This window comes from Sphaerisporangium sp. NPDC051011, assembly GCF_040653595.1.
In the GTDB taxonomy this organism is placed as follows: domain Bacteria; phylum Actinomycetota; class Actinomycetes; order Streptosporangiales; family Streptosporangiaceae; genus Sphaerisporangium.
In genome coordinates, this window is record NZ_JBFAGG010000010.1 from 247,903 (window position 1) to 271,928 (window position 24,026).

Sequence of the window (24,026 nt, forward strand, 5' to 3'; positions counted from 1 at the left end):
CTCGTGGGTTCCTTAGATGTCGCGCCAAGGGCGGATCACGTTGACATCCGGCCTTCAGCCCCTTCGTTGCGTCATTCGCCGGACCCGTACGGCAGGCCGGCGTAGTTCTCCGCCGGCGTCCTCGCCGCCGCCTCCGACGACGTCACGTACTCGAGGTGGGACAGCTGCAGCCGTCGGCGTCGTCGGCGTTGAAGGTGTGCAGGAGCGTCGTCATCCACCAGGAGAAGTGCTGCGCCCGCCACACCCGCTGCAGGCACGTCCGCGAGCAGCCGTCCAGCGGCTCGGGGGAGCCGGTGAGGACGCGTCCCCGTGACCGGGCCCGGTTCACCCCGTGGCGAACAGCTCGCGCAGGTAGCGAAGCTGGATCATCCGCTGACGCCCGGAGCCGCCCTCGTGGCCGTTCCACGACCACACCTCGATGTCCTTGGGGCCCGCCCAGTGGTTGTACGCGGCGAAGACCGTCGACGGCGGGCACACGAAGTCCATCAGCGCCACCGAGTACAGCGTCGGGACGCGGCCGCGCGCGGCGAAGTTGAGCCCGTCGAAGTACGACAGCGTGCGGAACACCTCCTCCTCCGCCTCCGGCTGCGCGGCCAGGAACCGGACGAGCTCCTGGTACGGGTCCTCGTCGGTGATCTCCACCGCGCGGCGGAAGTGCGTCAGGAACGGCACGTCGATCAGCGCGGCCGCGACCTTCGGCTGGAGCGCCGCGGTCGCCTGCGCGATGCCGCCGCCCTGGCTGGCCCCCGCGACGGCGATCCGCGCGGCGTCCACCGCCGGATGTCCGGCGGCGACGTCCACGGCCCGCACCGCGTCGGTGAACACGCGCCGGTAGTAGTAGTGCTCCGGGCCGCGGATGCCCCGGGTCATCACGCCCGGCGTCTCGGGGAAGTCGCCGCCGTACGGGTCGCCGGTCGCGCCCGGGTGGTAGGCGTTCTTGGCGCCCTGGCCGCGCGTGTCCACCACCAAGGCGGCGAAACCGGCCGCCGGCCAGCTGAGATGATCGATGGGCAGACCCCGGCCGCTGCCGTAGCCGATGTACTGCACCACGCACGGCACGCCGTCCGCGCCCGAAGGGAGCAGCATCCAGGCCCTGATCGGATGACCGCCCCACCCTGCGAACGTCGCGTCGTAGACCTGGACCTCGCTCAGCGCGGCGTCGTACGGCGCGAATTCCGGCGCCAGGTCGTGCGCGGACGCCTCTTCCAGCGTCTGCTTCCAGAAGGCGTCGAAGTCGGCCGGCTCGTCGCGCTCCGGAAGGTAGTCGCGGAGGCGTTCCAGGGGCAGGTCGAACAGGGCCATTGCCGCTCCTAGCTGTCGGAGGCCAGTGCCGGCCACGCCGCCGTGCCGCCTTCGCCGGTGGCGGGCGGTGAGGCGCACCACGTCCGCATCGTAACCTTGGCGGTTTCCGGGCGGAATCGTCGGACGCGACGGTGGTACCTGACAGCGGACGTCAGCTTTGCGAGTCACGATAGGGGGACATATCCCGATCTGAGGAGAGACGGTCATGCCACGTGCCGAGGGCACTTTCGATATCGAGAGCTGGGAGCCCCAGACCTACGACGAGCGTGAAGGCGCCACACTGAGCAAGGTCCACTTCACCAAGGCCTTCCACGGCGACCTGGAAGGCGCCAGCACCACCGACATCATCACCGCCGTCGGCCAGGCGGAGACCTCGGCCGCCTACGCCGGGTTCGAGCGGTTCACCGGCACCGTCCACGGGCGCGAGGGCACCTTCGTCCTGCACCACAAGGCCACCAGCGAGGGTGACGACCGGTCGCTGAGCTGGACGATCCTCCCCGACTCGGGCACCGGCGACCTCCAGGGCATCACCGGCACGGGGCACATCGTCAACGACGATGGCGCGCACTCCTACACCCTCGACTACGAGCTGAACTGACCTGGGCCGCAGGATCGATCACCGGCCGACCTCGACCATGGCTGAACCGGCCGGCTCACGAAGCGGGCGGCCCGGCCGGCGACAGGGACAGATAGATGCCCGCCAGCTCGCGCGCCGTGGCCTCCAGCCGCGCACGCAGCTCTATCGGCGTCAGCACCTCGACCTGCGCACCGAGCTTCATGAACTCGGTCTCGGCGTGCTCCAGCGACTCGATCGGCACGACGGCCGTCACCCAGCCCGCCTCGTCCGGGTCCGTGGCGCTCTGGTCCACCGCGTCCATCACCGCGCTGCTCATCACCTCCCGCAGGCGCCGCCGGCCCGCGGTAGAGAGCCGTATCGTCGCCGTGCCCTGGTAGAGACGGGAGCGGAACTCGGTGAGGAACGACCGCCAGTACGCGGCCAGGTCGAACCCGCACGGACGGTCGAAGGTCTCGTCCAGCACCTCCAGGCCGAGCACGTGGTGCACGCGGTACGTGCGGACGTTCTCGCCGCTCCGCGCGACCAGGTACCACTTCCCGCCCTTGAGCACGATGGCGTACGGGTCCAGGACACGGGTCACCTCCGCCGGCTCCTTCCAGCGGCGGTAGCGCACCTGGATACGGCGCTGGTTCCACACGGCGTCGGCGATCGGCGCCAGGTGCGGGGAACGGTCGCCGTCGTAGTACCAGCCGTGGGCGTCCAGCAGGAACCGCTCCTGGATGCGCGTCGCCCGGTCGCGCAGCTCCGGAGGGAGCGCCGCCTGGAGCTTGAGCTGCGCCGCGGCCACCACGGCCCCGAGCCCGAGCTCGGCGGCCGGTCCCGGCATCCCGGCCATGAACAGCGCCTCGGCCTCCTCGCTGGTGAGGCCGGTCAGGCGGGTGCGGTAGCCGTCCAGTAGCTGGTAGCCCCCGGCCGGGCCCGCGTCGCCGTAGAGGGGGACACCCGCGGCGTGCAGCGACTCGACGTCGCGGTAGATCGTCCGGACGGACACTTCCAGCAGCTCGGCGAGCTGGCGAGCGGTCAGCCGGCCGCGGGCCTGCAGCAGGAGGAGGATGGAAAGCAGGCGACTCGCGCGCATTCCACTGACAATACGTGTCAGTGTGCCCCTCGCACCGTCCAATCGTGGCTTTCAACGAGAAGTTTCTTCGCGTTCCCGGAGTGATCGGACTCGCAAGCGCTACCACGTCAGCTTCTCGGCCCTGAAGCTGAAGGACCGGGCTTCCGCGCTGTAAGTGTTCGGTGAACACCGCCGACGCCGAGATCGAGACGGAGATCCAGCGCGCGGCGTACGCCTTCCTGCCCCGCCTGCTGCCCGACCCCGACGAGACCCCGCCAGCCGCGTTCACCGTACTGCACCGGGGGAGGGACACCGCTTGCTACCTGAACGCCTACACCTGGGTGTGGGGCAACGTCATCGAGTGCCGCACGGCCGTCGCCGACGTGCCCTTCCTCGGCAGCGAGGACACCGACCTGGCGCGTTTCTCGGAGATCGGCAAGCCCTGGATCGGCTGCGTATGGGAACTGCCCCCGCTGGAGCACGAGCGCGCCGCCTGGGTACGGCACATGCTCGTCCCGGACGAGCCGCGCCTCCCCGCCTACCTGGCCGACGCGTTCCCCGAGGGCCCCGTCGGCGGTTGACGTATGTGGCAAGTGCTGATTGTCCGCTATCAGACGAAACTTGCGCCGTGAGATGTCCCAGGGCGGTACTTCTTGGAAGAAACGCCTGCTCAGAGCTATGGCGGACTCTTACCTCCGGGCCCGAACCGCGTGACCGATGCCGGGAAGCCAGGTCCGTATCGCAAGAATGTGGACAACCGCTTTCCGGGCGACCCGGGGTGGAAGCCGATACCTTGCTAGGCTGCAAGCATCTGATAAGAACCCGGCGTCGTCTCGTCCTCGGCTGACGAGACCGTTGAGAAGTGGGGTCACACCGTGAAGAAGCTGCTCATTCTCGCGCTCGTTGCCCTCGGGGGGCTGCTCGTCTGGCGCAAGGTGCAGGCCGACCGCGCCGAGCTCGACCTGTGGACCGAGGCGACCGGCAGCGAGAACTGACCATCTCATAACCGCCGGTGCGGGTGCGTCAATGATTCTGGGTCAAGGCGGAGGTGACGGCATGACGAGCGCCTCACCCATCAAGCTTGCCTGTCTCGATCTGGCCGGCACCACCATCGGCGACATCGCGATGGTGGACCGGGCGTTCGCCGAGGCGATCGCCACACAGGGCATAGTCCCCGGGACCGGGGCGTACGCGCGGGCCATGGTGCACGTGCACCGGTCCCGGGGATGCCCGAAGATCGAGGTCTTCCGCGGGATCTTCCCCGGCAACGAGGCCCAGGCCCAGGCCGCCAACCTGACCTTCGAGCGCTCGTACGAGGACACCATCGAGCGTGCCGGCCTCTACCCCGCGCCTGGCACCGTCGAGGCCCTGGAGAAGCTCCGCGCCGCCAGCGTGAAGATCTGCCTGATCACCGGCTTCAGCCGGCACACGGTCGGCCGCGTCCTCGGTGCCGTCGGCTGGATGGACAAGATCGACCTGGCCCTGTGCCCCGAAGACGTCGGCCGCGGCCGCCCATGGCCCGACATGGTCCTCACCGCCATGCTCCGCCTGCGCATCGACGACGTCCGCGAGGTCGCGGTCGCGGGTGACTCCGAGAGCCACATGCTCTGCGGCAGCCGCGCCGGCGCCTCCATCGTGGCGGGCGTCCTCACCGGCGCCCACAGCCGCGAACGCCTGATCCGCGGCGGCGCCAACCAGATCATCGACTCCATCGCCGACTTCCCCACCTTGATCCTCGACAGCCACCAAGCCCAGTCCCCAGTCGCCACATCCTCCCGGTAAGCTGTCCGCAGACAAGGGGCCTTAGCTCAGCTGGCAGAGCGCCTGCTTTGCAAGTCTTCGCACGTCACACGGTGTACGACTTACGGCGAGGACCGTACTGCCTGGCCTTTTGTGTGTCAATGGGTTGCGCGAAATTTACGGTATACGCCCCAATAAGGCGCTGTGGTGTGACCCGTCTCGATCTCGATCGACAGTGCAGAATCGATCAGTCAGGCGCTGTCATCGACCCCTGGCTCGAACTCGATGTTCGAGTTATTGGAAATGGCTCCGACCGAAGGTGTCTGCTTTCCGGCTTCACAATTACGCGGTTGAGCTGAGGATGTATCACGATTGTGACGTCTGATGTTCCCGTGTCGCTTTAGGCTCCTAAGTGGAGGTCTGGACCGTTCCTGCCTAGGTAGGTTCTCTTTGGTCAGTCAGAACAACGGGGGCGTCACATTCCATGTGGCCCCTCTGCCCGACCCGTATCAGTTCGCATTCGGTCGCGACCGCGACCGAGTGGTAATCGTGGCGTGCCCTGGGTTCGACCCGCGCATTGTGGCCGTCCATGCTGCCCTGCACATGCCCGCCGACAAACAGGCTGCTATCCACGCGGCCTTGGGCATGCCGCCACCGTCCCCTGGCGATTCCGTGGGGGCCGTACGGCATGCGTTACGCGCAGCGCGGGACATCCCGTAGTCGAGCAGAGGCCGAACGGCACCTTCCGGGGGAGGTGCCGTTCCTGTTTTCAGGACTACACAGGAACAGGGCGCGGAAGTCCTTAATCGGACGCATCTTTCTTCGCCAGGTCACGCAAGATTCGGAGCATCTCACTGGCCGCCCGTGCGCGGTTCTCTTCGGTCATCCTCTCCAGTGCGTCGGTGGCGGCCGCGACGAAGAATTCGAAGTCCCCGTCTTCGACGCGCTGGAGCGTGTGTTCCTGGGAGTCCTTGGGCGCTGTGGAACCAAGGGGCAGCGGAGTCGCATCGCCATCTTGAAGGATCGCGGCGATGGAGCCAGAAGCCCATCGGTACGCCGCCTCGGTACGGCGGTAGGTCGTCTCGCCGTAGTTGTCGCGCCGGGCCTCCTCCAGATCAGACGTGGTCCGGTAGTCGAGCTGGTGAGCATCAACGAAGCGCCGACGGAAACGCCAGTCGGCGTCGATGGCTCGAGCGAGCTCCGTCCGTCGGGCCTTGAGCGCGTCTCCGAGCCGTACCCACTTGGGGCCTACGGTCATCGGTCTCACTCCTTGTAACACAGGCGTGGTCATGGGTCGATGGTCCATGAATCAACTTGAGGCGTCAACGCCTGTCCAGGAAACAGCATAACCGCAGGCAGGAGCAGGGTACCCCACTAGTGCAGGTCCCCGGGTTGATTCCCAACTATGTTCGATTTTGCCAAAAGCGGACTCAATGCCTAATGTTGCGCCATGACTCATTTGGGTATGTCCCAAAACGGGGATGCCATCCGAGCGATCCGCAGGGCCAAGGGGATGTCGGTCACCGAGCTCGCCAAGGCCAGCCAGATCACTCCGCAGTCGATGAGCAACATCGAGCTGGAGAACAAGCCAGCAGCGTTGGCGACCCTGAACCGGATCGCGACGGCTCTGGGGTGCACGCTGGGGGCGTTGTGCAGGGAGCGCATCGCGACTGACTCCGAAGCCGCGAGCCTCGTGTCGGCAGACCGCTGATGGCGAGCACGAAGCAGCGATCAGCGCAGGCGCGTATCGCCGTCCTGAAGTCGTGGGCACGGACGCCCAACCGCGCTGAGAGGACGGAACCAGCGCGGCGTGCCTCACCTAGTCGGGTCGAGTACTGGCTCGACCGCGTCGACCCCGACGGGGCCATGACGGAAACCGCGCGCCTGCAGGCCGCCGAGAGCGCCGTGCGGGCGTACATGAGCGAGTTGCGGCTCAAGCGAACGCGGAAGGCCCAAGCCGACCTCGCCTAAGAAGCGGCCCCCGCGCACCGTGCCAGCGGTCACGGGGGCCTTGATCCCCGAAGGGAAACCACCATGTCCATTCTCTCCCGCCGGCGTCCCCGCTTCGAGCGGCCGCCGCTCCCCACCGACGACGAGGTCATCTCCTACGTGAACGCGATCTGCCGCGACGCCATCACCTCGCTCGCCGAGAGCGCCGCCGCGCACCTGCCCCCGGCGGTCGACGTCCGTGCCCAGGTCGACGCCTGGGAGTACGACAAGCGCTTCCGCCCGTCGGTCTTCCGCCGGCGCCTGGCCGAGATCGAGCTGGGCGACCGCGCCGCGGCCGCGCTCCGGGGTGAGGTCGCATGACGATCCGCCACCGGTACACCCGAACCCTCGACGAGCGCGTGGAGCGCCTGGCCGAGCGCTGGATCCTCGGCGCGCTGATCATCCACCTCGGCGGCGGCATCCGAGGCGTCATCGTCCAGGCGGCCGACGAGATCGCCGCTCGCTGGAACGACGGCCGCCCCGGGCACATCGCACTGATCCCGCTGCGCGACCGGCCCGCCATGGGCGGCATGGTCTACGTCCGCTGGGAGGACGGCGACGCCTGCTGGTGCCGGGTCGACGTCCTGCAGCTGGTGGACCGCGCCGGCGTCTACCGGGTGTGGGAGGACCGGCCCGGGGATGCGCCGGTGTACCGGCTCGCCGTCCAGCCCGGGGATCAGGCGCCGACGTGGTGGGCGGCCCGCGAGCTGCCGACCGGGTGGCGCTGGGCGACGCGCGCTGAGGCCGACGCCGGGAACGTGCTGGCAGGTGCGGCATGAGCGAGACCACCGGCACCCTTCCCGCGTGCGCCCCTCACGGTGAGGCGGTCGCCCAGCGCGACGGCCGCTGGGAGCACATCACGGACAACCAGCCATGCACGCCCGCTGCGGACTCGCTCACGCTGCAGGAGACCAGGCCCTGGGAAGACGAGAGCGCGGCGAAGCTCGATCCCGTGGAGCGGCGTACGCGCACGATCGAGGTCGTCGAGTACGTCAAGCCCGGCGCGCCCGGAGTCGCCAGGTGACCGAGACGAAGCGACGTAACCACGGCCGCGGCCACTCCTACCTCCTGGACGGCGAGAAGGTCCCCGGCGTCACCACGCTGATCAAGGAGGGGTTCCCCAGGACGGGGCTCGTCAAGTGGGCCGCCGAGACCGTCGCGGCCCGCGCCGTCGACGGCTGGGACGAGCTCGCCGAGCTCCCCGTCTCCGAGCGCCTCCGCACCCTGGAGAAGGCGCACACCGAGGTCCGCGACAGCGCGGGCGTGCGGGGCACCCGGGTGCACGCGCTCGCCGACCGGCTCGTCCGGGGCGAGGAGGTCGACGTCCCCGAGGAGCTCGCCGGGCACGTCGAGGCGTGCGTGAAGTTCCTCGACGAGTGGGACGTCGACGCCCTCATGGTCGAGCGGCCGGTGTTCTCCCGCCGGCACCGCTACGGCGGGTCGCCCGACCTGGTCGCCACCCTGCGCGACGGGAAGAGGTGGCTCCTGGACTGGAAGACCAACGCGCGGGGCCCGTACGGCGACATGGCCTTCCAGCTCGCCGCCTACCGGTACGCCGACCTCTTCCTCGACGAGGACGGCCACGAACAGCCCATGCCCGAGATCGACGAGGTCGGCGTGGTCTGGCTCCGCGCCGACGGCTACGACCTCTACCCCTTCGAGGCGGGCCGCGACGTGCACCGCCAGTTCCTCTACATCTGCCAGGTCGCCCAGGCGGCGGCCGCGTGCCGTGACTACAAGGGCGACGCCCTTCTGCCCCCTTCGGAGGCCGCAGCGTGACCAGCAACGAAATCGCCATCCGCGACCAGCGCGCGGAGATCGACTCCTGGACGGAGATGGTTCGCCCGGTCGGGCAGCTCGCCGCCGACCTGGCACAGACCGAGTTCGTGCCCGACAGTCTGCGCGGCCGGACCGCCGCGGTGGCTGCCGCCATCCTGACGGGCCGCGAGATGGGTGTCGGCCCGATGGTCGCGCTGCGCCACATCCATGTGATCAAGGGGAAGCCGGGGCAGTCCGCCGAGCTGATGCGCGCCCTGGTGCTCGCCCAGGGGCACCAGATCCGCTACGCCGAGACGACCGACACCCGTTGCATCGTCGAGGGGCGCCGCCGCGGTGAGGAGGACTGGACCCGGGTGATGTTCACCGCCGACCAGCTCAAGCGTGCCAAAGTCGATCTCGGCGGATACCCGGAAGACAAGCTGGTCGCTCGGGCGACGGCGCGGCTCTGCCGCCGCATCTTCGCGGACGTGGTCGCCGGAATGCCGTACACCACCGAGGAGCTTGAGGACGTCGACGGCGGGCCGGAGGTGGGCGTCGGGGTCACGTCCTCGGCCGCGCCGCCGACGCCGCGGCGTCGCACCGCGCAGCGCCGCGCGCCTTCCGCTACGCCTCCGGCGGCCGCCGAGGGCGGGGAGCCGGCCGCCGAGGGGCAGGCGTCGGCGCGGTCGGCGTCCCCGGCCGAGGCGCGTACGGCGCCGCGCGCGGAGGTCCCGGCGCCGCCGTTGCCGGGCGAGCCGGGGTACGACGAGCCGCCCGCCGCCGACCCGGCGCCCGCACCGTCCACGGAGCCGCAGGGGGTGCCGCCGGAGCTGGCGAGCAAGCCGCAGCTCGGGAAGATCAACAGCCTGTACCGGGACATCGGGTGGAACGACCGTGCCGACAAGCTGCGCGCCACCTGCGTGCTGGTCGACCGGGAGCTGACGTCCTCGAGCGAGCTCACGAAGGCGGAGGCGTCGGCGTTGATCGACACGCTGGCGAACGTCGCCGCCCAGGAGGACGCCGCGGTGGTGCTGGGCGATCTGCTGGCCGAGACGCGGGCGCGGCGGGAGCAGGCCGAGATTGAGGCCGAGGACGGCGACGACGAGGTCGTGGAGCCCGAGATCGTCGAGGACGGCGACCAGTGACCGGCCCGGAGCTGACCCGCGAGGACTTCGACCCGGCGGACTGGGAGGAGCTGATCGAGGCCGTCCACCCGGTGATCTCCGCGATGGCGGACATCACCCACCACCGTACGGCCGACGGCGAGTGGCATCCGTGCGCGGAGTCTGGCAACACGCCCGAGCTGATCGCCGAGATCCGCGCCCTTCTCGCTCAGCTCGAAGCGCCCATCAAGGACGCCCGCACCCAGCTCGCCCGCGCCCAGCGGGCGGCCCGGCTGCGCGCTGTGCGCCGCGCGAAGGGCGGCGGGGCCGGATGACGTCCACCGAGCTCGCCATCCGGCACGGCGTCTGGTTCGGGCCGTCCCGCCACAGAGTCAAGATCTCGATCCTGGCGCCCCTGCCGAAGAACACCCTCGACCCGCGGTACGCCGCCTGCATCCAGCACCGCACCGCCTGCGACTGCCGCGAGGCCAGCGTCGCCGAAGAGCTCGGCGAGCTCCGGGCCGAGATGGGCGAGGTGCGCCAGGCCTTCGAGGAGATGCTGCGCGGCCACGCCACGTGGGTCGAAGGCGCGGATGGCCAGTGGGATAAGCGCCTGCAGTGCCAGTGCACAGGCTGCGAGATCGCCCGCCGCCTGCACCTCGGCTACGCCAACTCCGTCGTGCTCGACCGCCCTGAGCCGCGGCCGCCCGTCGCCCCCTTCACCCTCGTGTTCGCCCCGCTGCGCGACAGCGCGGATTGGGACGACATCGAGGTGCCGTTCTGACCCCCAGGAACACAGTTGATCATCTTCACGCGTACCGACGTGGTGATCATCGCCGTCGCGGTCGGCCTGGTCGCCCTCACCGTCTACGGCATCGGCGTCTACACCGGCCTCCAGATCGCCCGCCTCCGCACGCCGCGGGTGCACATCGGCGACATGCCCGGCCACCCCGAGTCGCTCACCGCGTCCATGTCCGCCCGCGAGGAGGACGCCCTGGACGCCATCGCCGCGCGGCTCCCCCGCCGCCGGTTCCGCTTCCCCCTGAGAGGACGCTCGTGATCCTCACCCGCCTGATCGCCCCGCGCCTTGCGCGCGCCGAGCGTGAGCGCGACCACCTGCAGGCCAAGCTTGACGCCGCGCACGAATCGCTCATCGACGTGCGCAAGATCGTGTCCATCCAGAAGACCGAGCTCGGCAACCTCAGCAGGCTGCTCCACACCCAGACCCGGCGCGCCGTATCCGCCGAGCACCAGCTCGCCGGGGCGACCGACCGGGTCCGGGTCATCATCGCCGGTGCGGTCGGCCTCATGGACTCCTGGGACCGGCTCGGCAACGTGGGCAGCCTCGTCTACGCGTCCCACGAGCTGCGTGGGCTGCTGCAGCAGCTCGGCGTCCTGCCCGCCCAGATGGACGCCGCTCCGGCGCCGGTGAGCGAGCAGCCACGGTGACGCAGCTGCCCCTGGAGGAGTCGCCCGCGGACCTGTGGTCAGGTCCCGCGGGCGACCCGCTCGCCTCCATCACCGCCTACGGCATCCCGGCGCCCCAGGGCGCGATCTCCCACAACAGCGCCGGTCGGGGCTACTACACCAACGAGAAGACGCTTCGGCCGTGGCGGAACGCGGTGCGCGACGCCGCAATGGCCACGCTCGGCACCCACCAGCACAAGCCGCCCACCAAGGAGCGCCGGGGCCGTTCGGGCCCGTGCACCGAGTGCGGCATCCCGCGCCGCGATCACGGCCTGTACGGCGGCGCCCTGACCGTCCTGATGGTCGTCACCGTCGAGCCGCTGCTGAGCCCGCGGGCACTACCCACGACGCGCAGCTCGGGCGACTGGGACCACCACGGCCGCGCGGTCGGGGACGCACTGACGCAGGCCTCGGTGTGGCGCGACGACGCCCAGGTCGTCGACGGCCGCGTCCGCAAGGTCTACCCCGGCCACCCGGCCGCCCTGGCCCGGCCCGGCGCCGTCATCCACGTCTGGCAGGCGATATGGGCCTGAACACCGCTGTCGACCAGGCCAGAGCTGAGGCGCTCACCTACGTCGAATACCTCGACGACGACCGGCAGGCCGCATGGCGCGCCGCCCAGGCCGATGCCGAGGTGATGGCCCGGCGCGTGGCCAACCGGCACCACTGCGCCCGCCGCCAGCCGCAGGACCCGCCCTGCGCGCACCCGCAGCACGACGACGACATCGCCTTCTCCCGGCTCGCCCGCGTCGCGCTCGGCCTCATCCCCGAGACCGAGTCCACGGCCCAGCCGGTGCGGCCGACGCGTGACACCTGCCACGAGTGCGGCCGCCGCGTGAAGCTCCTCGCCACCGGCCTGCTCCGGGGCGCGATGACCACCCATTCCCGCAACCATCCCTCGCTGCCCTACGAGCGGTGCAAGGGCTCGAAGCACGTCCCCCGAAAGGCCACCACCTGATGCCCGATATCAAGCTCGCATCCAAGATCACCAAACCGATCGCCCGCGTGCTGGAGCCGTACGAGAACCGCCTCGGCCGCCTGGACCAGACGATCGTCGCGATCGTCGAGTTCACCACCGTCAAGCGCGTCGACGTCTCCCTCGAGGCCGAGGCCGCCCCGGCCGTCTACCTCCAGATCACCGGCATCGAGATCGCCACCCGCGACCAGGAAGACCACCTTCGCCGCGCGCAGCAGGCCATGTATCAACTCAGGACGGCGCGCGGCACCATCGACGAGCTCACCTCGGCCGAGGACGCCCGGCGGCAGTTGAGCCTGCTCGGCGACCAGATCGCCGCCGGCGGGGAGGACTGATGTCCGCCCCAACCCCCGCCGCCGAGCAGTGCGGCTGCGACGCCGATGAGGCGTGCAACGTCTGCGAGCCCTGCGGCGTCTGCCGTGACGGCGCAGAGGCATGCGACTGCGACGGCGAGACCGACTGGGACGGCGGCTACGTCTGCTGCTCCGGCTGGCGGATTCCCGATCACTGCTGCGACTGCGGCGGCTCGCCCTACTGCGTGAAGTGCCACACGTGCGGGGCCGAGTGCTTCGGCGACTGCCGCTGCCCTATCACCGTGTCGCTGTCCAGCGGCGGCACCATCACCCTCTGAAGGATTGACGTGAGCGAGTACGACCAGCAGAAGGACGGCGACAGGGCGGCCGCCGAGAACGCCGAGCAGGAGGCCGCCCAACGCACCGAGCCGACCACCATCGATCAGCTGTACCGAAAGTACCGGGAGGCGCGCGATGGTGCCCTCGCCGGACGCGATGACCTCGCGCGGGCGCTCGACGACGCGCTCGACCTCGCAGACCTCGACATCATCCCGCGGGTCTGGGGCGATGACAGGCACTGGCGCATCGTCCTGGACGGCCAGGCGCTGCCCGCCGTCGCCGACGCCGAGGCCGTCGCGCACGAGCTCGTGTTCGCGCTGATCGGCCACCCCGTCGCCGAGGTGGCGCTCCGCCCGGCCGACCCGCAGGAGGTCCGGGCCTTCGCGCTCCGCGGCGGTGAGGGCCTGGCCGAGCTCGACCGGCGCCGCGCCGAGCATGACCTCGCCATCGCCCACGAGACCGCGGCCGCCATCACGGCCGCCCTGGAGGCCCAGCCGTGACCGTCGACCACACCATCCGCTACCGCTACCGCGACATGGACGGCGACGAGCTGGCCGTCCGCCGTTCCATCGAGGGTGAGAGCATGGTCTACCTCGCCGCGTCGGACGGCGGGGTCGTGCTGCCGCCGGAGGAACTGCCGAAGCTCGTGGCGAGCCTCTACCGCGCGACCGGCCAGGAACCGCCGATCATCCTCCCGCGGCCAGGCGCCGCCCAGATCCGCAGCATCCTGTCCCCGCCCGATGGCGACGAGATCCGCGTCACGGCCTGGGTCGAGGGCAGCATGGTCGTTCTCGCATCGACCCCGGGCGGCCGCGTGCACCCGCATGGGGCTCGTCTGCGGGCTGCAGCGATCGTGGCGGCCGCCGACCTCGCCGAGAACGCCCCGGGCCCCGAACAGGTCGCCGCCATGGCCAAGGTGATCGACGACATCACCGAGAGGCGGCCGCCGATGCGTGATTCTCTCGCCGCGTACTGCCCGATGGGCTGTGGCCGGACGCTGTTCGTCGCTGACGGCGGCTTCATCACCTGCTCCTACGTACACTGCCCGCGCCCCACGGCCGTTGCCGACCTGTTGGAGGACCGGGAGACCGAGCACATCGTGCGGTTCGGCCTGGAGACGTTCACTGTCCGCCACCCACTGCGCGAGCGGCTCGACGAGTCCCTCATGGACTGCGCCTTGCACGACCACGTCAAGGGGTTGGCCGGGCCGCCGATCCGCCCGGGCCAGTACAGGGCGCGAGCGCGGACCGATGGCCAGGGCTGGACGTGGGAGCCGCTGCCCGACCCACAACACATCGAGGGAGTGGCCACCGATGAGTGAGGCCCGGCGCGCCGAACGCCAACTCATCGAACTCCTCACCCGCACCCGCCGCGACTGGAAGGAGCGCGACGTCCGCCAGGTCCTGGCGCACCTGCAGCACACCGGCTGGCCCTGGGAGCGGATCCTGCGGCTCTTCCCCGCCACGGCGGCCGACACCGGCAGCCGGCCCGGCGACGTCATCGGCGCGTGGCGCCACCCCAACGAGCAGTCCGGCACCGCGCCCACCAGCGAGTACCGGGCCGCCCGCGCGCAGTTACCCGGCGGAGGTGACCCGCGCGCCCACCCGCAGTGGTGAGCCCTTGACCCATCCCGAACCACGGAACACCTGACAGGGGGAGCATGAGCGGCAGGCTCGTCGGCGAGGTCGTCGAGTGGCTGCGAACGCCGCCAGCCGTCGGCCTCACCCAGGCCGAGCGCCTCGTGCTGCTCGTCATCGCCGAACGCGCGAACGAGCAGACCAGGGTCATGTGGCGTCACAAGGGCGACGCCGAGAACCTCATCGACCGCATCGCCGGCGCGGTCGGAGTGTCCGTGAAGTCCGTCGGCGCCGTGTTCGGGCGTCTCGCCAAGCGCGGTCTGGAGGTCCGGGTCCCGTTCGGGGAGGACCGCAACGGGCGTCCGGTGTACGCGACCAGCGGGCGGGCGGAGCGGTTCCTGTTGCCCGCTCTGCCCGCGATGCATCCGCTTCCGGAGAGGCCTGAAAGGTCCCGCGACGAAGGGACCTTTCCTGTGGATAACCCACCCGCGGACCCTGTGGATAACTCCTCGGACGCACCCGCCAAGGTCCCTCCGTCGAAGGACCTTCCGGCTCAAAGGTCCCGCGACGAAGGGACCTTTGAGCCGGAAAGGTCCCGCGACGAAGGGACCCTAGTCCCTCTAAAGACCTATCCCTCTAAAACCAATCCCTCTACTCCGTCACATCCCATCCCACAACCTGATGTGGAAGAGCGCCCCCCCGTCCACAGCGAGCCTTCGGCCAGAGATCATCCCCGAGACGGCCCGCCCGACGGCTACGCCGCGGCCCGCGACTACCTCGCCACGCTGCCCGACCTCGGGGACGCCCGCATCGCCGCCGCACGCGCCGAGCTCGGCGCCCAGACGCCCATCGCCGAGCTCGTCATCCACGCGGCCGCCGCCGCCCACCAGACGCTCGCCCGACCCCAGAGAGACGACCCCTGATGCCCATCACCCCCGCCAACCGCGCCCGCTACCCGCCCAACTGGCCCCAGATCAGCGACCGCATCCGCTTCCAGCGGGCCCACGGCCTCTGCGAGTGCACCGGCGAGTGCGGCAGCCACGACGGCCCCTGCGCGGCCGAGCACGGCGAACCACACCCCGACACCGGCTCACGCGTCGTGCTCACCCACCGCACACCGCGACCACCAGCCAGAGAACGTCGACGACGACAACCTGTTCGCCGCCTGCCAGCGCTGCCACCTCGCCTACGACGCCGACCACCACCGCGCCAACGCCGCCCGCACCCGCGAGGCCCGCCGAGCCGGGGGCACGCCCCCGCTCTTCGACCTCGCGGACGTCAGCGCCTGACCACCAGGGGGAAAGACCATGACGCACAGGCCCGACCGCCCCACGCCCGAGCTCACCGACATCGCCGGCAGCATCTGGCGCGCCGTCCTCGTCTGCGGCACCGGCCTCGCCGCATGGGCCACCTGGGACGCCGGCGCCACCGGCGAGCTCACGCAGACCGTGGCGGCCGCCGCGGTGCTCCTGGCCCTCGTCGGCGTCCTGCTCGCCTCCGCGATCGTCGCCCGAGGCCGCCGGTGACCCTCGCCGACGTCGTCGCAGACCTCGAATGGGTCATGGCCTACTGGCCCGACCTCATCGAGGCCCGGCTCCCCCTCGCCACCGCGCGGCGCTGGCGACAGCCCGAACTCACGGCCGACGCCCGCGCCGAACGCGACGCCCAGGCACGCGCCGAGCGGTTCGAGCGCAACGCGCTCGGCGCCGACAGTCCGGCCCCGGTCGACATCACCGTCCTGCAGACCGCCCTAGACGTCCTGGTCGACGCCGACGACCTCGCGGCCGCCGTCGCCGAACACGCAGGCCTGCCCGTCCTGCCACCCCCGCAGTACGCCGACCTCGACGCCTGGCCCTACCTCGCCTACGCCGCCGCCCACATGACCGAAGACCTCGCCGACCACGCCGCGCCCATCACCGCGCGCATGGTCGACCGGGTCGCCCGCGCCGTGTGCATGGTCTACGACGGCCAGGTCCTCGACGTCACCTGCCCCTGGTGCCAAGGCCGCACCCCCGAGACCCCCGCCGGCGGGGCGTACACCTGGCGCGTCATGAGCCTGCCCGGCGACCAGACCGCCATCGTGTGCACCGGCCAGTGCGAACCGCCGGACTCCGACGTCGGGGTGTGGTGGTACGGCCAGCCCTGCTGGCCCATCGCCCGCTGGACCTGGCTCGCCAAACGCGTCCACCAAGCCGACCAAACTGGAAAGATCGCATCATGAACCCCGACCTGCAAACCTTCCTGCGCGCACGCCTCGACCAAGACGAACAGCTAGCGCGACGGGCCAGCGAGCACGCGAGCGCCGAGTGGCTGGTGAATGAGCACAACGACGTGGTGCTGTGGTGGCCGCCTGACCCCGACGAGGCCGAGAACGAGCGCCGCCTCGGCCACAGCGTGACGGCTGACTCATGGCGAGGTGCGGACGTAGACCGAGGCATGGCCCCGCACATCGCCCGCCACGACCCGGCCCGCGTGCTCCGCGAGGTCGAAGCCAAGCGCAAGCTGCTGGGCCACTACGAAGATGCCGTCGTCTCCCTCGCCAACGCAGGTCCCAACGGCGAGGTTCACGATCTGATGACCGGAGCCGTGAACACCCTGCGCGCCGTCCTCATCGACCACGTGCAGATCTACGCCGACCATCCGGACTACCGCGAGGAGTGGCGTCCATGACCTGGCTTGACACCAGCCCTGTGGATAACCCATGATCAAAGCGCTTCCGGCATGCCCGGACAACGGACTCCCGCCAGGGGCGACGCTCAGGGATGGGTAGACCAGCCCCGGCCCGTGGCCGCAGCGCTGGCCGGTCGCCACAACCGCGAAGTGGCTCCCTGTCGCCCCGCCCACGAATGCAAGACCCCGGTGCCGCACCACGGCTGGGCGCCGGGCCCACACCTCAGCCCCGCCACCGAGCGGGGCTTTCGCATGCCCGGAGGACACCATGGCCGAAGTGACCCGAGCGAAGTTCCATTGCACGAGCGTCGAGACGTACAGCACCGACCTCACCGGACCGCGCGTCTACCGCTTCCAGCCCCAGTACGACGCGAGCATCCCCGAAGACCAGCGCTACGCCAGGTACACCCCGTCCGGCGAGCTCCGCATCACGGTCGACAACCCCGCCGTCAGCTTCGAGCCGGGCAGGGCGTACTACCTCGACTTCACCCCGGCCGACAGCGTGGAGCGCACCTCCTCCTCACAGGGTGCCCCGCAGTAAGGGCCGCACAGGCCGTCCCTACCGCCGAGCCCGAGCCACCGGGGGTGAAACATGCCGCTGACCACCCGCACCGTCACAGCCACCTACCAGCGCGCCGACAGCACCCCCGCCGCAGGCGAGGTGCTGTTCCGCCCGAACGTCGCCCTCGCCTCGCCGGCCGATGACGTGCTGGTGGCGCCGATCGGCGTGCGTGCCGTGCTCGACGCCGGCGGCGCGCTGTCGGTGACGCTCGCCTGCACGGACAACGCAGCGATCACTCCGGCGGGATGGGCGTACGTCGTCACGGAGAAGATCACCGGCGCGCCGACGCGTACCTACCTGGTCAACGTGCCGTCCGGCGTGGGAGCGGTGAACCTGGCCGACCTCGCGCCGCTGCAGCAGACACCCACACCCGTGGTGCAGTACGTCCAGACCGCCGGCGGGGTCATGACCGGCCCGCTGATCCTCGCGGACGGATCGTCGGCGATCTCGGCGGCGCACCCCATCTTCGGCATGGGGACGGTTCACTCGCACAGCTACGGCGCGGGCGCGGGCGGGGCTTTCGACCAGACGGGCCGGTTCGACGCGATCGTCCGCCTGGCCCTGGGGATCGACCACACGGGGTGGCGAGCCCGCGGCGTCATTGGCGCCCAGCTGGTCCGGGAAGGCCGCGCGCACGGCGGGTTCGGCCGGATCTTCCAGGAGATTCTCCGGAGCACGACCAGGCCGGGCCCATACACCGGTGACGGCGGCGGCTTGATCATGTGCTACGGGATCAATGATCTTGGGGTGCTCGGTGCGACGCTCGGGATGGCCCAGGTCCGGGCGGCTTTCGTGCAGGTCATGCGGGCCTGCATCTCGTTGTGGCGGGCCAGCAAAGTGTTCGACGACACGTCGCCGACGATCGCCTACGGGTCGGGGTTCACCCAGGTGAGCAACACCTCGGAGTGGTCGTACGGGACGACCACCAGGGACGCGACCGCGCTCGCCAACGCGAACTTCACGATCACCTTGCCGAACGACTACGCCGGGGAGCCGATTGCGATCTGCCTCAACGGCGCGACCGGAGCAACCGGGGGCACGGTCACGTGGTCGGGCACGGCCGGGGTGAGCGGCAGCGTCTCGACGAGCAACATCCTGCCGGCAGGCGCGGCGACGCACACCAAGATCGTGCAGCGGATCACGAGCTTGACGGCGGCGAACGCAGGGCAGACGATCGTCGGCACCGTCACCCAGCTCGACGCCGGCGGCACGGTCAGCCTCGACGCCTGGTGGCTGGAGTCCAAGACGCCGCCGCCGGTGATCGTGTGCGACATCCCACGGCTCACCGCCGCCGGGTATGCGCAGTATGCGGGCTGGTTGGGCACCGAGGCAGCCAAGGACGCTGACATCGTCGCGACGAACGACGCGATCAAGACGCTCGTCGCGGAGTTCGACGGCATGGTGCAAATCGCGGGCCTGGACTCCGCGCTGAGCAAACAGGCGAACCTGTATCTGGACGGACTGCACCCCAACGAGTGGGGCGCGTCCAAATGCGCGGACCAGGTCCTGGCCGCGATCCGGCGGCTCGTCCCGACGACGTTCATCGGCGGCCCGGCGTCCATCAACGTCCCAGCACCACGGGGCGGCTCGATGGTCAGGCCCCACCTGCACGCAGCGTGGTACACCGCGGAGGCACGCGCGGAGGGCCCGGTGTACCCGCCGGTCGTCGGAGACATGTTCCTGCTGCCCATCATGGTGACCGGCGGGCGGGAGCGGGCCACACGTATCGGACTCAGCGTGTTCGACGCGGGAACGGTTTCGCCCGCCATCAGGTGGGGCCTGTATGACGACGTCGGACAGACCGGACAGCCGGGCGCCCTGATCGCGGAAGCCACCTCGGCCAGCGGCCCGTTCACCGTCCCCCTGGCGGCCGGGCTGGCGATGTGCCCCGCATCCGGCCCAGGGAGCTTCTTCCGCTACCTGGACCCTGGGCTCTACTGGATGGCATTGAAGGTCGTCACGCCAGGCACGGGGCAGACGTGGCGGACCATCGCCGGCACATCGCCGGCCTTGCCGAACGTCCGCGCCTCTGATGGCGCTCTGGCTGTCGGCACCGGGTTCAAGCTGGGGAGCCAGGGCACCGGCGCGCTGCCCGGGGCGGCCCCGACGGTGGCCGCGCCGCTCGTCGCCGACGCCGTGCCGATGATGTGCGTCCAGATGCTCGTGCGGTGACAGACCCCCCACCCCCCGGTCAGGGAAACAACCCCCACCCCCCCCTGCCGAATCTGAGCACCCCACCCCCCACCCCCCACCCCTCGACGGCACCAGGAGGGGGGTGGAGGTGGCCGACCGCGCCGAGCTCACCAGCTACGCCTACCGCAAGCTACGCACGCGCATCCTCGCCGAGTCCGACGTGTGCATCCTGTGCGGCCACGGCTCAGCCGACGCCATCGACCACGTGATCCCAGTAGCGCGCGGCGGCCCGCGACTCGACCCCGACAACCTCGCACCAATACACGGCGACAACGGATGTCCGACATGCGCGCGCAAGTGCAACAACGAGAAGGGCAACAAGCTGTTGTCCGAGGTCAGGACACTCGTCACCTCGCGCGACTGGTACGCCGGACCGTGACGCCGCGAATTTTTTGAAACCGGACATTTCGCAGCCCCACGCGCCCCTTTTATTTTTCTCTCCCCGGGCTGATCAGGGCGATTGGCGATGATGGCGATCGCCGGGACGGAGGCGATGATGGCCAGCAGGCCCGTGGAGATCGGCAAGATGGGCCAGCACGTCACGGAGGCCGTGGCCCGGCTCCGCGGCGAGCGCGGCTGGGATCAGCGGGAGCTCGCCGAGCGGGTCACGCGGGCCGGGCGGCCGGTGAGCGCGTCCGTGCTCAGCAAGATCGAGTCCGGTGCGCGGCGGATCGACGTCGACGACCTGGTGGCCATCGCCGCGGCGCTGGAAGTCAGCCCGGCATTGCTGTTGCTCGCCGCCCCGGCCGCCGAGGCCGGCCAGGCGCCGCCGGGCCCGCCGGTGAACGCGTCCGTGGCGGCGGCGGTGCGCGAGGACATCGAGGCCTTGGGCGATCTGACCGGGCTGGAGCCGTCGCTGGCTCAGATGGCCTGTCGGCTGGCCACCGCGATCGACGCCGGCGGCGGCGAGGACGGGAGGCTGCTGCCCGCGCTGAACCGGGAGCTCCGCGCGACGCTCGCGCAGCTGGTGGAGGGGCGGGCGAAGGAGGATGACGACGACCTCGGGGACCTCGCCGAGCCTGAGTGACGCCCCGGATTGGCGGCCGCCCCCGGAGTTCGCCGAGCAGTGCCGGGAGCTGTACGGGCTGACCTGCCCGCCGCTGTGGGGGACGCCGCGCCGTCCGGAGTTCCCCTCGCTGGGGCCGAAGGCGTGGACGGTCATGGAGCGGCTGGGGTTCCCTCCGATGCCGTGGCAGAAGTACGTCCTGGACGTCGGGCTGGAGATCGACCCGGCCACCGGCGTGTTCGCTCACCGTGAGGTCGGGCTGAGCGTGCCGCGCCAGCAGGGCAAGACGCAGCAGATTCTCGGGTTGATGGTGCACCGGGTGGCGGCCTGGACGCGGCAGAACGTCGTCTACGCGGCGCAGACGCGGGGCATGGCCCGTCAGCGGTGGGAGGACGAGTTCCTTGTCACCCTGGATGAGTCCAGCCTTGCCGGGAGGTACCGGGCCCGGAAGTCCAACGGCAACGAGGCGATCATCTGGAGTCGCACGAGGTCGAAGCTGGGCATCACCTCCAACACCGAGAAGGCCGGCCATGGCCCGCCGCTGGACCTCGGGGTCATCGACGAGGCGTTCGCGCACGAGGATGACCGGCTGGAGCAGGCGTTCTCTCCGGCCATGTTGACCCGGGCCATGGCTCAGCTGTGGTGGGCGAGCGCGGGTGGGACCGAGAAGTCGGCGTGGCTGAACAAGAAGCGCGCGGCCGGTCGCGAGCTCATCCAGGAGCTGTGGGAGTCCGGGACCCGGCGCCGGGTGGCCTACTTCGAGTGGTTCGCCCCCGACGAGCTGCCGCGCGACGACCCGGCGACGTGGTGGACGTGCCTGCCAGCTCTGGGGTACACCGTGACCGAGGACACCATCCGCGCCGAGTTGGACAAGCTCGACCCTGCGGAGTTCGACCGGGCGTACCTGAACCGCACCCGCAAGGCCACCCCGCCGGATGACCCGAACATCCCCAAGGCGGGATGGGCGGCGCTGGCCGATCGGGAGTCGCAGGCGGGCACCGAGATGGCGTTCGCGATCGATGTCAGCCATGACCGGGCGTGGGCGTCGATCGCGGTCGCGTCGCTCCTGCCGGACGGCAGGGTGCACCTCGAGGTGCTGGACCGGCGCCCGGGCACGGACTGGGTGGTGGCGGCGATCGTGCGGCTACGGCGGCTGTGGAACCCGGTGGCGATCGCGATCGCCTCAACCGGGTCACCGGCCGGAAGCCTCATCGACGACCTGGTGGCCGCCGGGGTGAAGCCGCCGAAGGACAAGGACAAGCCAGAGCGCGGCCACCTGGCCATCATGCGGACCGGGGACATCGTGGAGGCGTGCGGGCAGATGGCGGACGCGATCCGTCAGGGCACCGTGGTGCACCGGGACCAGGCCGAGCAGACGGCCGCGGTGAACGGGGCGATGACGAAACCCTCCGGCGACGCGTGGGCCCTGGACCGGCGCAAGTCGCTCACCGACGTCGCGCCGTTCTTCGCCGCGGTGCTGGCCAGGTGGGCGCTGCTGATCGTCGGCCCGAAGGTGAACGACGACTATGACGTGCTCGATTCGGTGCTGTAGGGAGGTGGGCACGTGAACCGCATGTGGGCTGCGCTGGCGGCGCCGTTCCGCCGGTTCGGGGCGGTGGCCAAGCGGGCGATCACCTCGCTGCCGTGGATGTCCGGCGGGCCGTCGTCGACCGCGGTATCTACAGGGCAAGCGCTCGCGCTCGTCCCGCTGTTCGCCAGTGTCCGGATCCTGGCCGACTCGGTGGCGTCGCTGCCGATCCAGCTGTACCGCCGCAACGGCTCGTCCCGCGAGGCGGTCTCCTACGTCCCGCAGCTGCTGTTCCGACCGGCGGTTGTGGATGATCTGTATCAGTGGCTGCACAAGTGCGTGGTGTCGCTCGCGCTGCGTGGCAACGCCTACGGGCTGATCACCCAGCGGGACGACCTCGGGTTCCCCACGATGATCGAGTGGCTGAACCCGGACGAGGTGTGGGTGGACGAGACGCACCCGACGCGGCCGGTCTACTACTGGCAGGGCCGCGAGGTGCCGACCGAGCAGATCTTCCACATCCCGTGGTTCGTCCTGCCGGGCAAGGTCGTGGGCCTGTCCCCGGTGGGGGCGTTCGCGCACACGATCGGCCACGGGCTCAAGGCCACCGAATACGGGCGGAGCTGGTTCGACAACGGCGGTACGCCGCCGGCGACGCTGAAGAACACGGCCAAGACGATCGCACCGGATGAGGCTGAGGAGATCAGCGACCGGTTGTCGGCGCGGATCCGGTCCCGCAAGCCGCTCGTGTTCGGCTCTGACTGGGACTTCACCGCCCTGCAGGTGAGCCCGGAAGAGTCCCAGTTCGTGGAGACGATGAAGCTCAACGCGACGCAGATCGCCGCCATCTACGGGGTGCCGCCGACCAAGGTGGGCGGTGAGGCGGGCGGGTCGATGACCTACCAGACCGTGGAGCTGGAGGGCATCGACCTGGTCACGTTCACGCTCCGGCCGTGGCTGGTCCGGCTGGAGAACCGGCTGTCGGCGCTGATGCCGGGCCGGGAGTTCGTGAAGTTCAACGTGGACGCGATGCTGCGCACCTCGCTGCTGGACCGGTACCGGGCGCACGGGCTTGCCCTGTCGCAGGGCTGGCGCAACCGCGATGAGATCCGCGCGATCGAAGACCTTTCGCCGCTGCCGGACGGGCAGGGCCAGACCTACGCGGTGGGCGCCACGCCGCAGCCTGGAGGCACGTCATGAGCAACGTTGAGCGCCGCTTCACCCCGGGCCTGGTCGAGGTCCGCGCCGGCGGCGAGGACAGGCGCACCATCGGCGGGTACGCCGCGAAGTTCAACAAGCTGTCGCGCAACCTCGGCGGTTTCGTCGAACGGATCGACCCCGGGTTCTTCGCCAAGTCGGAGGGCGACGCCTGGCCGGAGGTGATGGCCCGCTACAACCATGACGACAACATGCTGCTGGGCACCACCGAGGCCGGGACGCTGCGGTTGCTGGTGGACGGCACCGGCCTGGACTACAGCGCCGACCTGCCGAACGCGCGGGCGGATGTGTATGAGCTGGTGCAGCGCGGCGACGTCCGCCGGTCATCGTTCGCCTGGCGGACATTCGCCGACGACTGGGCAATGACCGAGGACGGGTTCCCGCTGCGGACGCTGCTGTCCGGGCAGCTGATCGACGTCGCCCCGGTGAACACCCCCGCTTATTACGACACCTCCACGGGTCTGCGTTCCCTGGCCGAACGGGCGGGCGCCGAGCTGGAGGAAGTGCGGGCGGCCGCGGATGCGGGCGAGTTGAAGAAGTTCCTGACCAAGACGCCGGCACCGGGCGGGCAGGGCGAAACCCACCCGCTGGTCGCCGTTCGGCAGCGGCGCGCCGATCTGCTCAAGCGCCGCATCTCCTGAGGCAGGGCGACACCCACCTCGTCATCAATC

General features: G+C 70.4%; 36 protein-coding genes. 32 read left to right on the forward strand and 4 right to left on the reverse strand.

Annotation, left to right across the window (positions count from 1 at the left end):
* Positions 1 to 142: 142 nt before the first annotated feature.
* Positions 143 to 328 carry a hypothetical protein gene (locus AB0H21_RS24205; protein WP_358520353.1) on the reverse strand — a complete coding sequence of 62 codons (186 nt, stop codon included), beginning with the start codon at positions 326 to 328 and terminating at the stop codon, positions 143 to 145.
* Positions 325 to 1,302: an acetylxylan esterase gene (locus AB0H21_RS24210; protein WP_358520355.1), complete on the reverse strand. Its 978-nt coding sequence runs from the start codon at positions 1,300 to 1,302 to the stop codon at positions 325 to 327. The genes AB0H21_RS24205 and AB0H21_RS24210 overlap by 4 nt, the downstream gene beginning before the upstream one ends.
* Positions 1,303 to 1,507: 205 nt before the next feature.
* Between AB0H21_RS24210 and AB0H21_RS24215 the strand changes: the two genes are divergently transcribed.
* The gene (locus AB0H21_RS24215; protein WP_358520357.1) at positions 1,508 to 1,900 is read left to right on the forward strand and encodes a DUF3224 domain-containing protein; all 393 of its coding nucleotides are present in this window, start codon (positions 1,508 to 1,510) and stop codon (positions 1,898 to 1,900) included.
* 55 nt (positions 1,901 to 1,955) lie between these two features.
* Here the strand turns inward: AB0H21_RS24215 and AB0H21_RS24220 are convergent, their stop codons facing one another.
* A complete protein-coding gene (locus AB0H21_RS24220; protein WP_358520359.1) occupies positions 1,956 to 2,957 on the reverse strand; it encodes a WYL domain-containing protein in 1,002 nt (333 codons plus the stop codon).
* Between the two features lie 161 nt (positions 2,958 to 3,118).
* Between AB0H21_RS24220 and AB0H21_RS24225 the strand changes: the two genes are divergently transcribed.
* The 3 genes from AB0H21_RS24225 to AB0H21_RS24235 all read left to right on the forward strand — a co-directional run bounded on the left by AB0H21_RS24225 (position 3,119) and on the right by AB0H21_RS24235 (position 4,718).
* Positions 3,119 to 3,517 (forward strand): hypothetical protein, encoded by a 399-nt coding sequence (locus tag AB0H21_RS24225; RefSeq protein WP_358520361.1) that lies wholly within the window; start codon positions 3,119 to 3,121, stop codon positions 3,515 to 3,517.
* 294 nt (positions 3,518 to 3,811) lie between these two features.
* Positions 3,812 to 3,931: a DLW-39 family protein gene (locus tag AB0H21_RS24230; RefSeq protein WP_358520364.1), complete on the forward strand. Its 120-nt coding sequence runs from the start codon at positions 3,812 to 3,814 to the stop codon at positions 3,929 to 3,931.
* A 61-nt stretch (positions 3,932 to 3,992) separates the two neighbouring features.
* Positions 3,993 to 4,718, forward strand: coding sequence for an HAD family hydrolase (locus AB0H21_RS24235; RefSeq protein ID WP_358520367.1), 726 nt, complete (start codon positions 3,993 to 3,995; stop codon positions 4,716 to 4,718).
* A gap of 760 nt (positions 4,719 to 5,478) precedes the next feature.
* Here the strand turns inward: AB0H21_RS24235 and AB0H21_RS24240 are convergent.
* Complete coding sequence (locus AB0H21_RS24240) at positions 5,479 to 5,934, reverse strand: hypothetical protein (RefSeq protein WP_358520370.1); 456 nt, start codon at positions 5,932 to 5,934, stop codon at positions 5,479 to 5,481.
* A 192-nt stretch (positions 5,935 to 6,126) separates the two neighbouring features.
* Between AB0H21_RS24240 and AB0H21_RS24245 the strand changes: the two genes are divergently transcribed.
* From AB0H21_RS24245 to AB0H21_RS24380, 28 genes are all read left to right on the forward strand, one after another.
* Positions 6,127 to 6,387: a helix-turn-helix transcriptional regulator gene (locus tag AB0H21_RS24245; protein ID WP_358520372.1), complete on the forward strand. Its 261-nt coding sequence runs from the start codon at positions 6,127 to 6,129 to the stop codon at positions 6,385 to 6,387.
* 323 nt (positions 6,388 to 6,710) lie between these two features.
* Positions 6,711 to 6,986, forward strand: coding sequence for a hypothetical protein (locus tag AB0H21_RS24250; RefSeq protein ID WP_358520374.1), 276 nt, complete (start codon positions 6,711 to 6,713; stop codon positions 6,984 to 6,986).
* Positions 6,983 to 7,444 carry a hypothetical protein gene (locus tag AB0H21_RS24255; RefSeq protein WP_358520377.1) on the forward strand — a complete coding sequence of 154 codons (462 nt, stop codon included), beginning with the start codon at positions 6,983 to 6,985 and terminating at the stop codon, positions 7,442 to 7,444. The genes AB0H21_RS24250 and AB0H21_RS24255 overlap by 4 nt, the downstream gene beginning before the upstream one ends.
* Positions 7,441 to 7,689, forward strand: coding sequence for a hypothetical protein (locus AB0H21_RS24260; protein ID WP_358520380.1), 249 nt, complete (start codon positions 7,441 to 7,443; stop codon positions 7,687 to 7,689). The genes AB0H21_RS24255 and AB0H21_RS24260 overlap by 4 nt, the downstream gene beginning before the upstream one ends.
* Positions 7,686 to 8,444, forward strand: a complete 759-nt coding sequence (locus tag AB0H21_RS24265; protein ID WP_358520383.1) for a hypothetical protein — start codon at positions 7,686 to 7,688, stop codon at positions 8,442 to 8,444. The genes AB0H21_RS24260 and AB0H21_RS24265 overlap by 4 nt, the downstream gene beginning before the upstream one ends.
* Positions 8,441 to 9,568 carry a hypothetical protein gene (locus AB0H21_RS24270; protein WP_358520385.1) on the forward strand — a complete coding sequence of 376 codons (1,128 nt, stop codon included), beginning with the start codon at positions 8,441 to 8,443 and terminating at the stop codon, positions 9,566 to 9,568. Before AB0H21_RS24265 ends, AB0H21_RS24270 begins: the two co-directional genes overlap by 4 nt.
* Positions 9,565 to 9,861 (forward strand): hypothetical protein, encoded by a 297-nt coding sequence (locus AB0H21_RS24275; protein WP_358520387.1) that lies wholly within the window; start codon positions 9,565 to 9,567, stop codon positions 9,859 to 9,861. The genes AB0H21_RS24270 and AB0H21_RS24275 overlap by 4 nt, the downstream gene beginning before the upstream one ends.
* Positions 9,858 to 10,310: a hypothetical protein gene (locus AB0H21_RS24280; RefSeq protein WP_358520390.1), complete on the forward strand. Its 453-nt coding sequence runs from the start codon at positions 9,858 to 9,860 to the stop codon at positions 10,308 to 10,310. The genes AB0H21_RS24275 and AB0H21_RS24280 overlap by 4 nt, the downstream gene beginning before the upstream one ends.
* 15 nt (positions 10,311 to 10,325) lie before the next feature.
* Entirely contained in the window at positions 10,326 to 10,586 is a 261-nt protein-coding gene (locus tag AB0H21_RS24285; protein WP_358520393.1) for a hypothetical protein, read from the forward strand.
* Positions 10,583 to 10,975, forward strand: coding sequence for a hypothetical protein (locus tag AB0H21_RS24290; protein WP_358520396.1), 393 nt, complete (start codon positions 10,583 to 10,585; stop codon positions 10,973 to 10,975). The genes AB0H21_RS24285 and AB0H21_RS24290 overlap by 4 nt, the downstream gene beginning before the upstream one ends.
* On the forward strand, positions 10,972 to 11,526 hold the full coding sequence (locus tag AB0H21_RS24295) for a RusA family crossover junction endodeoxyribonuclease (protein WP_358520398.1): 555 nt from the start codon (positions 10,972 to 10,974) through the stop codon (positions 11,524 to 11,526). Before AB0H21_RS24290 ends, AB0H21_RS24295 begins: the two co-directional genes overlap by 4 nt.
* Positions 11,517 to 11,951, forward strand: a complete 435-nt coding sequence (locus AB0H21_RS24300) for a hypothetical protein (protein ID WP_358520401.1) — start codon at positions 11,517 to 11,519, stop codon at positions 11,949 to 11,951. Before AB0H21_RS24295 ends, AB0H21_RS24300 begins: the two co-directional genes overlap by 10 nt.
* Positions 11,951 to 12,304, forward strand: coding sequence for a hypothetical protein (locus AB0H21_RS24305; protein WP_358520404.1), 354 nt, complete (start codon positions 11,951 to 11,953; stop codon positions 12,302 to 12,304). Before AB0H21_RS24300 ends, AB0H21_RS24305 begins: the two co-directional genes overlap by 1 nt.
* On the forward strand, positions 12,304 to 12,600 hold the full coding sequence (locus AB0H21_RS24310; protein WP_358520406.1) for a hypothetical protein: 297 nt from the start codon (positions 12,304 to 12,306) through the stop codon (positions 12,598 to 12,600). The genes AB0H21_RS24305 and AB0H21_RS24310 overlap by 1 nt, the downstream gene beginning before the upstream one ends.
* A gap of 9 nt (positions 12,601 to 12,609) precedes the next feature.
* On the forward strand, positions 12,610 to 13,101 hold the full coding sequence (locus tag AB0H21_RS24315) for a hypothetical protein (RefSeq protein ID WP_358520408.1): 492 nt from the start codon (positions 12,610 to 12,612) through the stop codon (positions 13,099 to 13,101).
* Complete coding sequence (locus AB0H21_RS24320; protein ID WP_358520410.1) at positions 13,098 to 13,922, forward strand: DUF6085 family protein; 825 nt, start codon at positions 13,098 to 13,100, stop codon at positions 13,920 to 13,922. Before AB0H21_RS24315 ends, AB0H21_RS24320 begins: the two co-directional genes overlap by 4 nt.
* Positions 13,915 to 14,217 carry a hypothetical protein gene (locus tag AB0H21_RS24325; RefSeq protein ID WP_358520412.1) on the forward strand — a complete coding sequence of 101 codons (303 nt, stop codon included), beginning with the start codon at positions 13,915 to 13,917 and terminating at the stop codon, positions 14,215 to 14,217. The genes AB0H21_RS24320 and AB0H21_RS24325 overlap by 8 nt, the downstream gene beginning before the upstream one ends.
* A gap of 44 nt (positions 14,218 to 14,261) precedes the next feature.
* The gene (locus AB0H21_RS24330; RefSeq protein ID WP_358520415.1) at positions 14,262 to 15,101 is read left to right on the forward strand and encodes a hypothetical protein; all 840 of its coding nucleotides are present in this window, start codon (positions 14,262 to 14,264) and stop codon (positions 15,099 to 15,101) included.
* A gap of 384 nt (positions 15,102 to 15,485) precedes the next feature.
* Positions 15,486 to 15,704, forward strand: a complete 219-nt coding sequence (locus AB0H21_RS24335) for a hypothetical protein (RefSeq protein ID WP_358520418.1) — start codon at positions 15,486 to 15,488, stop codon at positions 15,702 to 15,704.
* Positions 15,701 to 16,399 carry a hypothetical protein gene (locus tag AB0H21_RS24340; RefSeq protein ID WP_358520420.1) on the forward strand — a complete coding sequence of 233 codons (699 nt, stop codon included), beginning with the start codon at positions 15,701 to 15,703 and terminating at the stop codon, positions 16,397 to 16,399. The genes AB0H21_RS24335 and AB0H21_RS24340 overlap by 4 nt, the downstream gene beginning before the upstream one ends.
* A complete protein-coding gene (locus AB0H21_RS24345; RefSeq protein WP_358520423.1) occupies positions 16,396 to 16,848 on the forward strand; it encodes a DUF6221 family protein in 453 nt (150 codons plus the stop codon). The genes AB0H21_RS24340 and AB0H21_RS24345 overlap by 4 nt, the downstream gene beginning before the upstream one ends.
* A 277-nt stretch (positions 16,849 to 17,125) precedes the next feature.
* Positions 17,126 to 17,389, forward strand: coding sequence for a hypothetical protein (locus AB0H21_RS24350; protein WP_358520426.1), 264 nt, complete (start codon positions 17,126 to 17,128; stop codon positions 17,387 to 17,389).
* Between the two features lie 51 nt (positions 17,390 to 17,440).
* On the forward strand, positions 17,441 to 19,582 hold the full coding sequence (locus tag AB0H21_RS24355) for a hypothetical protein (protein ID WP_358520429.1): 2,142 nt from the start codon (positions 17,441 to 17,443) through the stop codon (positions 19,580 to 19,582).
* A gap of 103 nt (positions 19,583 to 19,685) precedes the next feature.
* On the forward strand, positions 19,686 to 19,982 hold the full coding sequence (locus tag AB0H21_RS24360; RefSeq protein WP_358520432.1) for an HNH endonuclease: 297 nt from the start codon (positions 19,686 to 19,688) through the stop codon (positions 19,980 to 19,982).
* A gap of 87 nt (positions 19,983 to 20,069) precedes the next feature.
* A complete protein-coding gene (locus AB0H21_RS24365; protein WP_358520435.1) occupies positions 20,070 to 20,630 on the forward strand; it encodes a helix-turn-helix transcriptional regulator in 561 nt (186 codons plus the stop codon).
* Positions 20,593 to 22,161 (forward strand): hypothetical protein, encoded by a 1,569-nt coding sequence (locus AB0H21_RS24370; RefSeq protein ID WP_358520438.1) that lies wholly within the window; start codon positions 20,593 to 20,595, stop codon positions 22,159 to 22,161. Before AB0H21_RS24365 ends, AB0H21_RS24370 begins: the two co-directional genes overlap by 38 nt.
* 21 nt (positions 22,162 to 22,182) lie before the next feature.
* Positions 22,183 to 23,337: a phage portal protein gene (locus AB0H21_RS24375; RefSeq protein WP_358520644.1), complete on the forward strand. Its 1,155-nt coding sequence runs from the start codon at positions 22,183 to 22,185 to the stop codon at positions 23,335 to 23,337.
* Entirely contained in the window at positions 23,334 to 23,996 is a 663-nt protein-coding gene (locus AB0H21_RS24380; protein WP_358520440.1) for an HK97 family phage prohead protease, read from the forward strand. Before AB0H21_RS24375 ends, AB0H21_RS24380 begins: the two co-directional genes overlap by 4 nt.
* The last annotated feature ends 30 nt before the right edge of the window (positions 23,997 to 24,026 follow it).

Coding starts and splice junctions, on each gene's coding strand:
- AB0H21_RS24210 (WP_358520355.1), bottom strand. CDS start 1,302: ATGGCCCTGTTCGACCTGCCCCTGGAACGCCTCCGCGACTACCTTCCG.
- AB0H21_RS24215 (WP_358520357.1), top strand. CDS start 1,508: ATGCCACGTGCCGAGGGCACTTTCGATATCGAGAGCTGGGAGCCCCAG.
- AB0H21_RS24220 (WP_358520359.1), bottom strand. CDS start 2,957: ATGCGCGCGAGTCGCCTGCTTTCCATCCTCCTCCTGCTGCAGGCCCGC.
- AB0H21_RS24235 (WP_358520367.1), top strand. CDS start 3,993: ATGACGAGCGCCTCACCCATCAAGCTTGCCTGTCTCGATCTGGCCGGC.
- AB0H21_RS24240 (WP_358520370.1), bottom strand. CDS start 5,934: ATGACCGTAGGCCCCAAGTGGGTACGGCTCGGAGACGCGCTCAAGGCC.
- AB0H21_RS24245 (WP_358520372.1), top strand. CDS start 6,127: ATGACTCATTTGGGTATGTCCCAAAACGGGGATGCCATCCGAGCGATC.
- AB0H21_RS24250 (WP_358520374.1), top strand. CDS start 6,711: ATGTCCATTCTCTCCCGCCGGCGTCCCCGCTTCGAGCGGCCGCCGCTC.
- AB0H21_RS24255 (WP_358520377.1), top strand. CDS start 6,983: ATGACGATCCGCCACCGGTACACCCGAACCCTCGACGAGCGCGTGGAG.
- AB0H21_RS24260 (WP_358520380.1), top strand. CDS start 7,441: ATGAGCGAGACCACCGGCACCCTTCCCGCGTGCGCCCCTCACGGTGAG.
- AB0H21_RS24280 (WP_358520390.1), top strand. CDS start 9,858: ATGACGTCCACCGAGCTCGCCATCCGGCACGGCGTCTGGTTCGGGCCG.
- AB0H21_RS24300 (WP_358520401.1), top strand. CDS start 11,517: ATGGGCCTGAACACCGCTGTCGACCAGGCCAGAGCTGAGGCGCTCACC.
- AB0H21_RS24305 (WP_358520404.1), top strand. CDS start 11,951: ATGCCCGATATCAAGCTCGCATCCAAGATCACCAAACCGATCGCCCGC.
- AB0H21_RS24310 (WP_358520406.1), top strand. CDS start 12,304: ATGTCCGCCCCAACCCCCGCCGCCGAGCAGTGCGGCTGCGACGCCGAT.
- AB0H21_RS24325 (WP_358520412.1), top strand. CDS start 13,915: ATGAGTGAGGCCCGGCGCGCCGAACGCCAACTCATCGAACTCCTCACC.
- AB0H21_RS24330 (WP_358520415.1), top strand. CDS start 14,262: ATGAGCGGCAGGCTCGTCGGCGAGGTCGTCGAGTGGCTGCGAACGCCG.
- AB0H21_RS24335 (WP_358520418.1), top strand. CDS start 15,486: ATGACGCACAGGCCCGACCGCCCCACGCCCGAGCTCACCGACATCGCC.
- AB0H21_RS24345 (WP_358520423.1), top strand. CDS start 16,396: ATGAACCCCGACCTGCAAACCTTCCTGCGCGCACGCCTCGACCAAGAC.
- AB0H21_RS24355 (WP_358520429.1), top strand. CDS start 17,441: ATGCCGCTGACCACCCGCACCGTCACAGCCACCTACCAGCGCGCCGAC.
- AB0H21_RS24365 (WP_358520435.1), top strand. CDS start 20,070: ATGATGGCGATCGCCGGGACGGAGGCGATGATGGCCAGCAGGCCCGTG.
- AB0H21_RS24370 (WP_358520438.1), top strand. CDS start 20,593: ATGACGACGACCTCGGGGACCTCGCCGAGCCTGAGTGACGCCCCGGAT.
- AB0H21_RS24375 (WP_358520644.1), top strand. CDS start 22,183: ATGTGGGCTGCGCTGGCGGCGCCGTTCCGCCGGTTCGGGGCGGTGGCC.
- AB0H21_RS24380 (WP_358520440.1), top strand. CDS start 23,334: ATGAGCAACGTTGAGCGCCGCTTCACCCCGGGCCTGGTCGAGGTCCGC.